11 protein-coding genes are annotated in these 14,382 nt (G+C 33.8%); 3 read left to right on the top strand and 8 right to left on the bottom strand.

Annotation, left to right across the window (positions count from 1 at the left end):
• Positions 1-7 precede the first annotated feature (7 nt).
• Positions 8-529 carry an RNA polymerase sigma factor gene (locus F3J23_RS14140; protein WP_167030181.1) on the bottom strand — a complete coding sequence of 174 codons (522 nt, stop codon included), beginning with the start codon at positions 527-529 and terminating at the stop codon, positions 8-10.
• A gap of 208 nt (positions 530-737) precedes the next feature.
• On the opposite strand from F3J23_RS14140, the gene F3J23_RS14135 reads away from it, so the two are divergent.
• Positions 738-1,940 (top strand): aminopeptidase C, encoded by a 1,203-nt coding sequence (locus F3J23_RS14135; protein ID WP_167030178.1) that lies wholly within the window; start codon positions 738-740, stop codon positions 1,938-1,940.
• A gap of 106 nt (positions 1,941-2,046) precedes the next feature.
• On the opposite strand, the gene F3J23_RS14130 is transcribed toward F3J23_RS14135, so the two are convergent.
• Positions 2,047-2,514, bottom strand: a complete 468-nt coding sequence (locus F3J23_RS14130) for an ASCH domain-containing protein (protein ID WP_167030175.1) — start codon at positions 2,512-2,514, stop codon at positions 2,047-2,049.
• Positions 2,515-2,614: 100 nt separating this feature from the next.
• Here F3J23_RS14130 and F3J23_RS14125 point away from each other — a divergent pair, with 100 nt between their 5' ends.
• Positions 2,615-2,773, top strand: a complete 159-nt coding sequence (locus F3J23_RS14125) for a bacteriocin-like protein (RefSeq protein WP_167030173.1) — start codon at positions 2,615-2,617, stop codon at positions 2,771-2,773.
• Positions 2,774-2,952: 179 nt separating this feature from the next.
• On the opposite strand, the gene F3J23_RS14120 is transcribed toward F3J23_RS14125, so the two are convergent.
• Positions 2,953-4,014 carry an NADH:flavin oxidoreductase gene (locus F3J23_RS14120; protein WP_167030170.1) on the bottom strand — a complete coding sequence of 354 codons (1,062 nt, stop codon included), beginning with the start codon at positions 4,012-4,014 and terminating at the stop codon, positions 2,953-2,955.
• A 166-nt stretch (positions 4,015-4,180) separates the two neighbouring features.
• Between F3J23_RS14120 and F3J23_RS14115 the strand changes: the two genes are divergently transcribed.
• Positions 4,181-4,573 (top strand): winged helix-turn-helix transcriptional regulator, encoded by a 393-nt coding sequence (locus F3J23_RS14115; RefSeq protein ID WP_167030167.1) that lies wholly within the window; start codon positions 4,181-4,183, stop codon positions 4,571-4,573.
• Positions 4,574-4,792: 219 nt separating this feature from the next.
• Here the strand turns inward: F3J23_RS14115 and F3J23_RS14110 are convergent, their stop codons facing one another.
• The 5 genes from F3J23_RS14110 to F3J23_RS14090 form a co-directional block, all read right to left on the bottom strand.
• Positions 4,793-8,404: a polysaccharide lyase family 8 super-sandwich domain-containing protein gene (locus F3J23_RS14110; RefSeq protein ID WP_167030164.1), complete on the bottom strand. Its 3,612-nt coding sequence runs from the start codon at positions 8,402-8,404 to the stop codon at positions 4,793-4,795.
• A 1-nt stretch (position 8,405) separates the two neighbouring features.
• Positions 8,406-9,287, bottom strand: a complete 882-nt coding sequence (locus F3J23_RS14105; RefSeq protein WP_167030161.1) for a hypothetical protein — start codon at positions 9,285-9,287, stop codon at positions 8,406-8,408.
• Positions 9,288-9,297: 10 nt separating this feature from the next.
• The gene (locus tag F3J23_RS14100) at positions 9,298-10,191 is read right to left on the bottom strand and encodes a hypothetical protein (RefSeq protein ID WP_167030159.1); all 894 of its coding nucleotides are present in this window, start codon (positions 10,189-10,191) and stop codon (positions 9,298-9,300) included.
• Positions 10,191-11,399 carry a hypothetical protein gene (locus F3J23_RS14095; RefSeq protein WP_167030156.1) on the bottom strand — a complete coding sequence of 403 codons (1,209 nt, stop codon included), beginning with the start codon at positions 11,397-11,399 and terminating at the stop codon, positions 10,191-10,193. The genes F3J23_RS14100 and F3J23_RS14095 overlap by 1 nt, the downstream gene beginning before the upstream one ends.
• Before the next feature lie 403 nt (positions 11,400-11,802).
• Positions 11,803-14,235 carry a thiamine pyrophosphate-dependent enzyme gene (locus tag F3J23_RS14090; protein WP_167030153.1) on the bottom strand — a complete coding sequence of 811 codons (2,433 nt, stop codon included), beginning with the start codon at positions 14,233-14,235 and terminating at the stop codon, positions 11,803-11,805.
• Positions 14,236-14,382 lie beyond the last annotated feature (147 nt).

Genomic DNA, 14,382 nt, shown 5'->3' with positions numbered 1-14,382 from the left:
TAAAAGTTTAAATGTTTTGATTCACTAAAAGTTCCTGTAGTTTTTTCCGAGCAAAATTGAGCTGGGATTTTGATGTCCCTTCACTAATAGAAAGCATCGTAGCAATCTCTTTATGAGGATATCCTTCAATCGCGAAAAGATTAAAGATCGCCCTGCAGCCCTCGGGCAGAAAGTTCAGAAGGTTTAGAATATCTTTTTCAAAAGATATATGTTCCGTACTTCCTTCTGAAGGATTGATCAGGCTGTTTTCTTCCAGGGAAATAAACAAGGCTTTACTTGTTCTTAATTTCTGAAGGCATTCATTCACTGCAATTTTTTTAGCCCAGGCTTCAAAGGTATCGGGATTCTGAAGCTGGCTGATCTTCGTGAAGATTTTATAGAATGTATCGGCCAATACTTCTTCTATATCTTCATCGTTTTTCAGATAGCGCTTACAGACAGAGTATAGTCTGCTGGCCATTTTCTCGTAAACTTTCCGCTGTGCATTGCGGTTGCTACGCTGGCATTCTAATAATAATTCTCTTTCCATAGTCAGGAGTTATATTATGATAGATGCGGAAATTTCTCTGTGGGTTGGAAACATGATCAACTTTTTTGATAAAAAAGCAAATTTGCAAATCAGTCTTTTAGCTATTTTTAAACTTTTAACAATTTTTTTTCGTTTCAAATTTAACTTTTCCCCTTGTAACAAATCTCTAGTATTAACGACTATTAATATAAATAATCTTTTTATAGTAATGAAAAATGCGAAAATTGCATCATTACTTTTTGTTTTGTCTGCAGGAAGTATGATGTTTGCCCAAGATGACTTAATCAACAAGTTAAAAAACAACCACTCACAAAATGCTAATTTCCAGTTCACAACGTTAAAAGATGTTGGTGCTACTTCGGTAAAAAATCAGGGTTCTTCGGGAACTTGCTGGAGTTATTCAGGAAACTCTTTCCTTGAATCTGAAATGCAGAGGATGGGTAAAAAGCCTGTAGATCTTGCTGAAATTTTCACGGCCAGAAACTCTTATCATGATAAAGCGAAATTATATGTTTTAAATAATGGAGCCATCAGCTGGGGTGACGGAGGTGAACTTCATGATGTAATCAACATGTACAAAAAGTATGGGGCCGTTCCTCAGGATGTTTATACGGGATTAAAAGCCGGGCAGACTACAAACAACTTCAAGGAAATGCAAGGAAAGCTGAAGCCAGTTCTTGACAGCCTGGTTCAGGCTTCTTCCAAAGGAAAACTTACGGACAACTGGATGGATTCTGTGGATGCAATTCTTGATGAATATTTAGGAAAAGTACCTGCTAACTTTACTTATGAAGGGAAAAACTATACTCCAAAAACATTTGCTAAAGAAGTAGTGGGAATTAACCCTGAAGATTATGTGGAATTGTCTTCTTATAAGGATTATCCATATTATCAGAAATTTGTAGTTCCGATTCCTGATAACTGGAGCCATGATTCTGACTGGAATGTTCCGATGAATGATCTTACAGCAATTATTGATAATGCTGTTGGCAAAGGATATTCTGTAGGTTGGGCAACTGACGTTTCCGAGCCTTATTTCTCTTATAAAAACGGAGTTGCGTATGTTCCGGATATGGATCTTGACCAGATTAATGCAGACAACAAGCAGACTTTGTTCACAGAGCCTAAAAAAGATAAAACAATTACTGAAGACATGCGTCAGAAAGCCCTTAACAATCTTTCTACCACGGATGACCACGGTATGCATATCGTAGGTTTGGCAAAAGACCAGACCGGCAAAGAATATTATATGGTGAAAAACTCCTGGGGAGTAACGAATGATTTCGCAGGATATCTTTATGTAACAAGACCTTATGTTGAATACAAATCAACAGCGATCCTTGTTCACAAAAATGCGATCCCGAAAAGCATCCTTAAGCAGTTGAAACCTACTAAAAATATTGGTTTATAAGAACATCACTCCTGTCATTTCATTATGGCAGTTTTAGATATTTAAATCTGTTAAAAATCCGCTCTCATCATATATGGGAGCGGATTTGTTTTATTTCAATATACGTTTACAGAGATTCAGTAAATACTACTTTAAAATATTCGCAAACGAGTGGTATTTCTGACGTAGGAATTCTTCCGATACGCTCACATTCTGACTGTATATATTCCTGATACATTTCACGCCAGCTTTTCAGTGTCTGATCTCCTTCTCCGCAATCAAATGCAAACTTATGATCCACTTCATTAAACGGAATAACGGATATATGAGTTGTCTGAATAATACAAACCGGGTTTCCATCAGAATCTGTAATCACATTATATTCTCCAATTTGAGGAATGGGACTATTTTCTTCTTCATAAACCCACAATAAAGATGCTGTCGCTTTCTTGGTACCGGATATGACCAGTTTTGAAATAGAGGTAGCATCTTCTTTTCCTCCAAAATGAAAAGATCCGGCCAGTTCCGGCAGCCTGGAGGAATCATTTTTTAAACTCTTTGCAAACTTTTCCCAGTATAGTGTTATTTGAGACATGAATTAGATAATTAAATAATGTATATTTCAAAATTACATACAAAATACTATATCGTTTATAAAAAATATTATTTTTGTTTTTATCAACAAATTATTACTTATGAAAAATGTAAAAAAATTAGCAAAATCAGAATTAAAGAAAATTAATGGAGGTAACGCTCCGGAATGTCCAACCGGAACAACCGCTTGCTATATCCCAGGTAATAACGGAGCGCCTCCCCGCTGGAGATGTCTGCCTGATACTATAGATTGTCCTTAGAAATTGAAAAAATAAAACCTGCTTTCAGAAATTCTGAAAGCAGGTTTCTTAATAAATAGGTGAAAATTAAATATAAAATAAAGTGAATTATGTTGATGGATAGCTAATTCTCATTCATCGGAAAATAAAATATGCTGTAAAAAATTAACCGTGAAATAAATTTGCTATGACCATTGACATTAAAATAATACGCCCATACTTTCTGCTGAAAAATCCAGAAGAGCTTCATTATTGCCTTCTTTGATCTTCTGCACCCAATGAGGGTCCTGTAAAATTGCTCTTCCTACTGCCACCAGATCAAATTCTTCATTATCGAGTCTTCTGATCAGTTCTGTAAGATCTGTTTTTTCTGTTCCCTGACCTGCAAAAGCATTCAGAAAATCTCCATTTAGCCCAACGGAACCTACGGTAATGGTTGGCTGTCCAGTGATTTTTTTAGCCCAGCCTGCAAAATTTAAATCTGAACCATCAAATTCCGGTTCCCAAAAGCGACGCTGCGAACAATGGAAAATATCTACTCCTGCTTCTTTTAGCGGTAATAGCCAATCTTCCATTTCATTGGGAGTAAGGGCAAGTTTACTTTTGTAGTCCTGCTGTTTCCATTGCGAAAGACGGATGATAATGGTAAAGTCCTCTCCTACTGCTGCTCGGATTGCTTTTACTACCTCTACCGCAAATCGGCTTCTTTCTTTTAATGTTTTACCGCCGTATTCGTCTGTTCTTGTATTGGTTACTTCCCAGAAAAACTGATCGATAAGATAGCCATGGGCGCCGTGAATTTCAAGGCAGTCAAACCCAAGGTCTTTTGCTGATTTTGCAGAAGCAGCAAATTGAGCAATAGTATCCTGAATATCTTCAATCGTCATTGTTGAAGCCTTTTCCATAGCTGTTAACGGATATTCTTCTGACATTCTCGTATCTCCTACATGCCAGATCTGAGGTCCCATTTTACCACCGTTTTGGTGTACGGTATCGATTACATTTTTCCAGCCTTTTAAAGCTTCTGTTCCATAAAAATCAGGAATGTTCTGTAAGTTCTTGGATGCAGGCCTGTTGATAACGGTTCCTTCGGAAAGGATTAATCCAACTTCTGAAGCGGCTCTTCTTCCGTAGTAGTCTGCGATATTTTGTGTTGGAACTCCATTGTCAGACTGTGCTCTGGTCATAGGAGCCATTACAATTCTATTTTTAAGCTGTAAATTCTTGTATTGAAACGGTTTAAATAATGACATTGTGCTCATATTTAAATTTATATTTTATAATTGTTACACAAAGTAACTAATAATAGTTCACTTTTGTATCCTTCATTGAAAAAATAGTGGTAACTTCGCAGTAACTTACATTAGTAACATCAAAGTAACGTATGAAACTGCGGTTTCACATGGTATTTAAAATCAATATTTCTCTATGAAAAAGAATGAATTAATGCAATACAGCTGTCCTCTGGGCAAGGCAATGGCCGCTTTGGGAAGCAAATGGAAGCCAATTATTGTTCTCGTTATTAAAGACAGGAAGTTACGTTTTGGTGAGCTTGCTGTACGTATTAATGTTATTTCCAGAAAGGTACTTACTGATCAGCTTCGAGAGATGGAAACAGACGGTCTTGTTATTCGTGAAGAGTTTAAGGAACTTCCTCCAAGAGTAGAATATTCTCTTACGGAAAAAGGATTGGCTTTGCTTCCGATTTTGTATCAATTGGAAGAATGGGAAACGAAATATCATGTTTATGACCCTAATAAAGCAGAGGATTGTAAAACTCTTTTAGAAGAGAAGAAGATGAAAAAGGCCGCCAATGTTTGATAACATATTCTATAAAATGTTCCCGCTCTAAAATAAGCAGCTATCATTCAAATAAAATGAATTCCTGGGAAACATATCTTTTCATTAATATTAATCCCAGGATCTCCATCTTAGATTTTTCTTGACCTTCTCTAAAAATCTCTAATTTTAATAAATATTATGGAGGAGAGAAGATCAACTTAAAAAGCACTTAATACAATTAACTGTATTGTTTATCTTCTATTGGTAGTTAAATTCTATCAAATAGGTTTTTCCCAGACTTGAAGATACATCCAATAATAGCTCGGTATAGCCATTAGTAAAATTGTTAGAAATCACATTACTGATGTCTCCTGTTAAATTATTCATTAAAACACCTTTAAGTTTAATATAAATTTGATTTTGGTTAAAATCGGGATCTGCAAAAGCAAGTTTTATTTTCTTTGAATTTTTGTCAATTCTCATCAAAAATATAGAGGCTTTGGATACAATAATTTCTTTAAAATCTTCATAGCTATTTAGTAGTAAGTTTGATGGATTAGCCTGGTTAAAATTAGCTAAACCATATAAAGTTTCATTATTATTTATTTTATAACTCACTAAATGCTGGTTATTATTCTGCAAGATATTTACAGGATTATTTGTTGTAAAATTGAGTAAATCCGCTTTGGTAGTAGATGGTAAAATAATATACTGAAAGTTAGAATTTGTTCCAGTGGGATTAACTCCATGATATCTTTCAATATAATAATAAGATCTTCTAACAGAAAGCGTGTCTCCTGTACTATTAATATTTTGATATTTTCCTGAGTTTTGGGTAAATTTTATATTAAAAGCACCATCTACCGAATTATTCCCAGATGTATTTGTACCTAAAAAAGAAGGAAAAATATAACCTGTTCCTCTGGAGGTATCTTCTACTCCATCAATAAAAATAGAAGAAATATTAGATGTATAATCAGAAGGAGCAATATTCTTTATGAGCTTAGTACTTGAATTATTATTGAAAGAAACTTTTGATCCTCCACCAGTAGTTGTTTTTCTGTAATCTATAACAGTTTTTGTAGAATAATTATTATTACTAATAATATTTGAGACAGTATGAACAATTACTCCATCAGTCATCATCCAAGATTTATATGCACTTATATCATTATTTTGTAAGCCAATTAAGTGATTTGATGTAAAGGAGAAATTATCTAGTTTAATTGAATTAGAAAAATCATTAATTCCATTTAATCCGGCATTTTTACCGACAACAAAATTAGTAGGTGAGATAGATGTTTCCAGAGGCATATCAGTCGTTGTTGTTCCGGGAAGTTTTTTATATTCTGCAGTAGGCCAATAGAAATCATGAAAAGTATTGGTGTGGTCTGGATGATTTAACATAAGGCCGTATCCTTCATAATGTCCCAAAAAGTTTTCACCATTAATGGACTCATAATTTTTAGTTCTTTTTGAGTATACAGAAATAGTTGAGGTATTTTTTGAATCCCGGAAAACTGCTCTATCAGAGATCGGATAAACACTAGGTCCTAAAAAAGGATATTCAGAAATTATATTGTTATTATTCTGTAATTCATCAATAAGAGAACTTATATAAGCATTATAAGCTCTTTTCTTCCACAAATCTAATCCAAAATTATTTATTTGATGCTTAGCTATTTTTTGTATTTCGTTTGAAAATCCAGGTTTATCAATACATTTTGCTAATAATAACCCTTGATTATATATTTCTTTTCCTGCATAAAAGTCTTCTGATTTTCTAGACACCCCTCTTCCTATGAACGCTTGGAGCCCATTTCCTTTATAAGTAAATGGAGAAAAGTTTTTCTTAAAAATATTAAGCAGAAAGTTTTCAACGTCAGTGTCTATAAGTATTCCTGCTGATTTAAATAATACATATAATCTTACAGCATCTTGCCAAAATACTCTTCCATAGCCTCCGTTATAAGCAAATCCAAAATGCATAAAATCACCTGTTTCCAAAGGCCCGTCATTTAATCCGGTTGAAAGAATCATTTGAGACTTATACGACAAATAATTATTGGTAAAATTAGCTGTATTATTTTTAAAAGCATTTCTAATAGTACTTATATATGTTAAGTTAGATTTATTTGCATCTTTAGCCACTTGATTTTGGGGCTGCCCCGCTACTAGCGGATCATGAAGTCTTATTGTATCATCATCAGGAGAATAATAAATTGATTCATCTACTAATTTATTTAACAAATTACTATTTAATAATCCTTTTCCTAAAGTAACAATATTTGCAATACGTACTCCTACTCCTATTTCCCAAAACCACCAATTACCCACATAAGCATTCGTTAAATGATTATACCTATTATTATACAACCAATCCAAGGCATTATTTAATATATCTACTACTGTACTGTCATTATAATATATGCTATTAGGAACAACCACAGATTTTAATATATATTCTATTCTCAAGAAAGAATCTCTCATATGCTGTGGATTAGAAGCATTTGCTAAATCGGGCCATAAAAATGTTCTATTTGCTGCTTTATTTAAAGAAGAATATACACTCTGTGCCAAACCATCAATATCACTGGTATTTATATCGGATACACCTTCAACTCCTCCGGAACTTACATCATTAGGATCTGTTGCAGATTGAAGATTTTCTATGTCTGAAATTAAAGCCGGGCTATAACCAATTAAGAAAATTTTATTTGATTCTAATACATTATTAGGAAATATAGTACCATTAGATTCTCCGCTTATTTTACAGATATTATAAACACTTTTTGCCTCTATTTCAATGGAAGGAGTAAAAATAGTATTATTAAAAAGAATCTCTTGCTGTAAGGAAGCTGTATTTTTTAAGCTGATATTTTCACTTAAAAAATGCAGGCGAGCCAGAGAATCAATCTTAAAAATTCTACCCCCATAATTATTAGAGTAATTAAAATTACTGGTGGTAGCAAAAATCGATTTTTTATTTTGAACAATATCATTGTATATTCCTGCTGACTGAAATTCAATATTATTATTTCTAAGTTTATAAAAACTTTTTGTTTTTTCATTCAAGTCATCATCTATGTCAATTAATAAGTCATTTTTAGTAAGATTTAAAGTAAATTTTTTATTAAGAGTAAAGTATGAAGAGCTACTCTCAAAATAGTATTTAATAGAATTAATATTACTAAGGTCAATTTTTATTTTCGAAGGAGATGTAACAGATCTGTTGGATATTAATTCAATATTATTATTTCCCAGAAATTTTATTCTGGCTAAACTTGTAACTTTAATTCTGGAACTAGAATTATAAAAACTCCATATATCTCCATGAAATATAGATTTATTTGATAATAAGGCCGGGTTTAAGGCTATATATTCCGTTGTAAGCAGCTTAGCTCCTGAAGGAATATCCATTATGGAACCATTTGGCAACGTTATTTCAGCATTACTTATAAAAATATAATTTCCTGAAGATACTTCTTTTTGAAATTGAGGAAGTTGAACGTAGAATGTTCCTTTAGGAACCTCAACAAAATGTTTATTTATATAAAGATAAGCTCCATTAGAGAGGTTATCAGTTATACCGTTCATACTTACCCATTTATTTTTATGGTTTCTGAATTGTGCTTGATCCATCTCGCTATTAAAAAAAACGGTTCCACTTACTATCGCTTGGTTAGTTGGATTTTGAATCGTTGTACTATCATTAGTATTAGGCAAAACAACACCGTATTTATTTGATCCGGGGAGATTATTTACATCTAAAACTCCATTTGGATTTTCAGTATGTATTCCGATTTGAGAAGAAATACATATAGGTATTAAGAAAAGGAAGCATATATTTATTTTTAATAAAAATTTCATGTTAATTTGTTTTAATACATTTGACGTTTAGTCCATTTGCCGCTGACATCTCTACCAATTCATAAGAAGTATTGTTTAGTATCTTTATTGCAATATGGACATGTCTTTTTAAAGATAAGCTGGAGGTCCAATAATATCCAACATTGTTGTCCGTTATTACTCCTGTTGATTTGGATCTGAATCCATTTTTAGGAATATTTGTTAATCCCTTTATTTGCAGATAATACATAAATTGTTGAGAAGTAGGAACAGCATATCCTTTCGGACATGGATTGTTTGCCAAATGTGCACGTTGATTATCCCAGGAATATTTCATTTCTATATCTGGAAACATCCAATATGGATTATCAGGATTCATTATAAACTTTCCTTCATATTCTGGATTCATTTCAAATACACTAATTGATTTATTAGATATTGTATTATAGTTTATGCTAGGAGAATTGTTTTTTTGGTGATTATCATCTATTCTGCCATATTGAAAATACCAAGAATTTTGTCCGTCCGTAGTGGTTGAGCCAAGATTTCTATCTAACCAAAAAAAATCATTTATATTCTCTACACAATACTTAATACCTTTATTATAAAAGCAATTTCCTGCTACTTGCATCTCTTTAGTCGCAACTATACAATCTCCCCAGGATGATGTACCTTTTATTTTAACACACTCATCAGTTAAATCATATACTACCGTTCCTTTATATGCATTTTGAAAAGATGCTAGTTCTCCTTTTGGTAAAACCAGACCTAAATTGTTTTTCCCATCATTCTTGTTTAAATCTAGTAAACCATTAGGGTGAGAATTACCAATTCCCACTTGTCCATAATGAATATTTAAAAGAAATGAAAGTATAAAAAAAGTAAGTTTAGATATATTAGTCATATTATTACAGTTATTTTTTTAAACATCTCACCCTTAAACCAGAGTCTCTTCTTTGAGGTAAAATTAAAATACTGCCACTTGAAACTTTAACAGCTTTACTCATATCTGCCTGATCAATAGTATTCGTCCAAAGAAAATATCCATTATTACTAAATGTTCCTTCCTTATCTCCTTGTCTAATACCACGAGTATTTGCTATAAACCCAAAAAGTTTATTAATATCGCCTATACTTAAACTGGAGAAGTCTTCTTCTGTTGGAACTTTCCAGCCACTCGGACAAGGATTATAGGAAGATATTGTATTAGAATCCCAAAGACTAGAATGATTGGTGAAACTTGGATCAATCCAATTTTTATCAGTATTATAATTGATAATAAATTCAGTAAAGTTATTACTTATAAAAGGTATAGGCTTGGGATTTAAATTTATTACAGAAGAAACAGGAGATTGATGACCATCACTTCCTCTTCCCCATTGGTAATAAGCTGAATCCTCTAAATCTTTATTTAGCCACAGTTTTCCAGTACTCGATTTTAACAGACAATAATTAACATTATTAAATATAAAACAATCATTTTCTTTGGCAGACTCGGAAGTAGAGACAACCGTATTTTTGCCACCAAAACATTGAGTCCAATTTTGTAAATGATGTAAGTATACTCTGGGACAATTATTTTCCAGATCATATACTACAGTTCCATGGGCTATATGATTATCTCTTATATAAGTAACACTTTTTATACTATCAACCCTTGGTAAAACTAAACCCATTGTAGAATTACTCCCATCAAAAGTAGATAAGTCTAAAACTCCTTTTGGTATATGAGTATTGATACCTAACCCCTGAATTTGAGAAAACCCAAAGGAAAAGTAAAAAAGAAAAAAAAAATAAAAAGATTTCATTAATTAGGTATTTGAGAAGATAGCTTATTCAAAATAATTTCCAACTGGGTTATTTTTTCATTTTGACTTTTGATTTGCGATTTTAAATCTTCAATGACAACATCATAGTTCGCAATATTAGAAAAAGCATTACTACTTCTAGCTACGCTTGATGCAGATCCGGTAGACATCGATATCAACCCTGTAGATGGATCTATAAGTAAGTATCTGTTTCCCGCACTTCCACTATATGCAACACCTGTGAGTTTTAATTTTGATGTAGTTGCATCTCTTTCTAAGTTAATATCAGGAATATTTACAGTTCCTGCTCCCCATCTTAGCTTTCCATTTATCATTACTTCAAACATAGGATTAGGATTTGATACACTATTTAAGTCATTCGTAGATACTCTGATTGCAGGAGTTGTATCTATAGGACCTGTACGAGAAACTGCAAACGTCGTATTTTGTGCTCTGAATAAATTAGCTCCTCCTCTGGATAGTCTTACATCTGTAGCTGCATCCCCGCTTCCTAAAACGATCACTCCATCTTTATTGATTGCAAATGAGGGAAAAGAATCTGCAACAGCATCAAAAGATTGCACGTTCACAGTTCCTGAAGATCCATTATTTCTAACAGTAAATACAGCCTCTGTCTGCAGATTATTTGCTGAAGTTCTTTTCATAAGAACATCTGGTGTGGCCGTAGCAGTGGAATTAAAGTAAAGCATATTTCTTATACCTGAATCTGTACGAGTAAATACACTTCCTTTAACATCTAAATCTGCCGTTGGGCTTTCTATAGAGAAGTCTCCTATACCCACTTTGCCCATTTGATAAATGTCTTGATTATTAGCCGAAGCAGGTATGATAGAGGTTACCATATTCCACGGTCCACCTGTTATATTTTTCCATTGATTTATATTGCTGTCAAAATAATAATATCCAGTAGCAGTAATATTCACTCTTTGAGATAAATTATTTCCACCAGAAACATTAGTAATATAAATAAGGGATCCGTTTTGAGGGTTACCATATAAAGAGTCTCCTTTTGTAGTAAGTTCTGCTCGTGTTAATCTAGGAACAATAAGCCCATCTATTTTTGAAATATCAGAAGGGTTGCCTTCTATATCAAGCGTAGCTTTAGGAGTAATTGTATTTATTCCCACCTGTGCATATACAAAAATAGCAGAAAAAATAGTCGACAGAAGAAATGCTTTCTTTTTCATTTGAAATCCGTTGAATTATAAATTATTCTACAAATTTTGATAGAAAAAGACGAGAGAGCAAACTCAAAATAGCTTAAATAAAGACAAAATACATTAAATGTCTTTTTGCGTACATATACTCATTTGCTAAATTTCAGCCCTCAGGATAGAATAGAATTATTTAATAACATTATTAAAATACTTTCAAGCAAAACACCAAAATAAAACTGACAGAGCATTTCACAGAAACAGAAATTATAGAGCTTATGGCAAGTACTACGCTGATGAATACTTTGAGTAAACTGAGGATTATATTGAATGAAGGATATTAATTAAAACTAAATCTCTATTCTAGTTCTTAATATAAAAAACTGCGGGCTTTCAGAAATCTGAAAGCCCGCAGTTTTATTATTTAAAATCTCAATTAGAATATAGCCGGATATTTCTGAGGATTTGTTTCGTTGAACATAGCATAGATCTTTTCTACCATATCATCTGCAGACGGTTTGCTGAAGTAATCACCATCACTTGCATAGGCAGGTCTGTGATCATTTGCAGAAATCGTTAACGGATCTGAATCCAGATATCTGAATGCTTTTTGTTTTTCAAGGATCTGCTGTAAGATAAATCCTGTAGTTCCTCCTTCCACATCTTCGTCAATCACAACCAACCTGTTTGTTTTCTTAACACTTTCAGCTATTTCATGGGATAAATCGAAAGGAATCAATGACTGGATATCAATCACTTCAGCAGAGATTCCTAATTTTTCCAATTCATTAGCGGCCTCCGTAACGATTCTCCATGTAGATCCGTAAGTAACAAGGGTAACATCTTTTCCTTCTTTGGTTACTTCAATTTTACCTACAGGAACGGTGAATTCCCCTAAATTATCAGGTTGTTTTTCTTTTAATCTGTATCCGTTAAGGCATTCTACAATGATTGCAGGTTCGTCAGCCTGAAGCATTGTATTATAGAATCCTGCAGCTTTCGTAAGGTTTCTTGGCACCAATACTAAAATACCTTTTGAAAGGTTTAAAATTCCTGCCATCGGAGAACCTGAATGCCAGATTCCTTCTAATCTGTGCCCTCTTGTTCTGATGATCAACGGAGCTTTCTGACCTCCTTTGGTTCTGTAGTGTACTGTTGCAAGATCGTCACTCATTCCTTGTAAACAGTAAAGAACATAGTCTAAATACTGGATCTCAGCGATAGGTCTCAACCCTCTCATTGCCATACCAATTCCCTGCCCAAGGATAGTCGCTTCACGGATTCCTGTATCTGCGATACGAAGTGCTCCGTATTTTTCCTGCATTCCTTCCAACCCCTGGTTTACGTCACCAATGTTTCCGGTATCTTCTCCAAAGATTAAAGTTTCAGGGTATTTTTCAAAAATTTTATCAAAGTTATTTCTGATGACTACTCTTCCGTCTACATCTTCAGAACTGTCGGAATAAACCGGTTTGATTTCCTCAATGTTTTCAGCCTTCCACTCAGAATGAGAGTATAAGTGAGAAGAATAGTTGTCTTTTTCAGTGGCAGCCACTTCATTGTATTTCTGCATCAACTGGTTTCTTTCTGAAGAGTTTGCTCCTCTTGTTGCCAATAAAGTTTTTCTTACCAAATGGAAAATATCTTTTTTAGCTTTTGTTACCAGCTTGTTGAAGTTAGTAATATAGTTTTCAACTTCAGTACTCTGACCTTTAAGGTTTTCTACTAAAGGTAAAATAGACTGAATTAATTCTGTAATAGCTCTCTGATAGTTATCCCAAGCTGTTTTTTGCCCGGCTTTTGCTTTCCTTTTCGCTTCATCATCAATCGCATCCAGTTCTTCAGCTGTAGCAATTACTTCTTCTTTTCCGTCAATTTCGATCGAATAATTCAAGATCCATTCTTTGAATTTTGCCAATCCGTCATACTCTGCTTCCCATGCAAGACGCTCTTCACTTTTATATCTTTCATGAGAACCGGATGTAGAATGCCCCTGAGGCTGGGTAACATCTACCACATGAACAACTACCGGAACGCTTTCCGTTCTTGCAAAATGCTCTGCTTTAGCATACGCATCCAGTAATGCAGGATAATCCCATGCTCTTACCTGAATAATCTCGCATCCCTGGTTTTCACCATCTTTTCTCTGGAAACCGCTTAACATCTCACTGATATCACCTTTGGCTCTCTGATTTTTTGTAGGAACTGAGATTCCGTATCCGTCATCCCAGATTGAAACAATCATAGGAACCTGAAGTGCACATGCAGCATTCAACGTTTCCCAGAAGTGTCCTTCTGCTGTAGACGCATCTCCAATAGTTCCGAAAGCTATTTCGTTACCTTCTCTGGAGAATTTTTCAGAACCTTCAAATTTTACACTTTTATAGATTGTAGAAGCCTGGGCAAGTCCTAATAATCTAGGCATCTGGCCAGCAGTAGGAGAAATATCTGAAGAAATATTTCTTTGTGCCGTCAGATCTTTCCAGCTTCCGTCTTCATTTAAACTTCTTGTTGCAAAATGCCCGTTCATTTGTCTTCCCGCAGATGCAGGTTCTCTTTCTACGTTTGTATCTGCATACATTTGTGCAAAGAAACTTTCTACTGTTAAGGCATCTATGGCCAATGCAAAAGTCTGGTCTCTGTAATATCCTGAACGGAAGTCTCCATTTCTGAAAACTTTCGCCATGGCCAGCTGAGGAAGCTCTTTACCATCCCCAAAAATTCCGAATTTAGCTTTCCCGGTAAGGACTTCTCTTCTTCCAAGATAAGACATTTCACGGGAGATCCTTCCTAACCTGTAGTCATCAAGTATTTGATTTTTAAAATCTTGAAAGGATATTTGCTGTGTTTCAATATAGGTTGTTTGCATAGCTAAGTAAAAAAGTTTTTTATTCTTCAAGTATTCTGCTAATATACACTTTTTAAATTAATTTTAATTTTTATTAATCTTTTTTAAAAATTTGATAATAATAAAAATTGTGCTTTATTTTGATAAAAATTGTATAGATGGAAAAAA

Source organism: Chryseobacterium sp. Tr-659 (assembly GCF_011752975.1).
Taxonomy (GTDB): domain Bacteria; phylum Bacteroidota; class Bacteroidia; order Flavobacteriales; family Weeksellaceae; genus Chryseobacterium.
Note: the sequence above shows the minus strand (reverse complement) of the source record. Positions and strands in the feature narration are given on the sequence as shown.

Coding starts and splice junctions, on each gene's coding strand:
- F3J23_RS14140 (WP_167030181.1), bottom strand. CDS start 529: ATGGAAAGAGAATTATTATTAGAATGCCAGCGTAGCAACCGCAATGCA.
- F3J23_RS14135 (WP_167030178.1), top strand. CDS start 738: ATGAAAAATGCGAAAATTGCATCATTACTTTTTGTTTTGTCTGCAGGA.
- F3J23_RS14130 (WP_167030175.1), bottom strand. CDS start 2,514: ATGTCTCAAATAACACTATACTGGGAAAAGTTTGCAAAGAGTTTAAAA.
- F3J23_RS14125 (WP_167030173.1), top strand. CDS start 2,615: ATGAAAAATGTAAAAAAATTAGCAAAATCAGAATTAAAGAAAATTAAT.
- F3J23_RS14120 (WP_167030170.1), bottom strand. CDS start 4,014: ATGAGCACAATGTCATTATTTAAACCGTTTCAATACAAGAATTTACAG.
- F3J23_RS14115 (WP_167030167.1), top strand. CDS start 4,181: ATGAAAAAGAATGAATTAATGCAATACAGCTGTCCTCTGGGCAAGGCA.
- F3J23_RS14110 (WP_167030164.1), bottom strand. CDS start 8,404: ATGAAATTTTTATTAAAAATAAATATATGCTTCCTTTTCTTAATACCT.
- F3J23_RS14105 (WP_167030161.1), bottom strand. CDS start 9,287: ATGACTAATATATCTAAACTTACTTTTTTTATACTTTCATTTCTTTTA.
- F3J23_RS14100 (WP_167030159.1), bottom strand. CDS start 10,191: ATGAAATCTTTTTATTTTTTTTTTCTTTTTTACTTTTCCTTTGGGTTT.
- F3J23_RS14095 (WP_167030156.1), bottom strand. CDS start 11,399: ATGAAAAAGAAAGCATTTCTTCTGTCGACTATTTTTTCTGCTATTTTT.
- F3J23_RS14090 (WP_167030153.1), bottom strand. CDS start 14,235: ATGCAAACAACCTATATTGAAACACAGCAAATATCCTTTCAAGATTTT.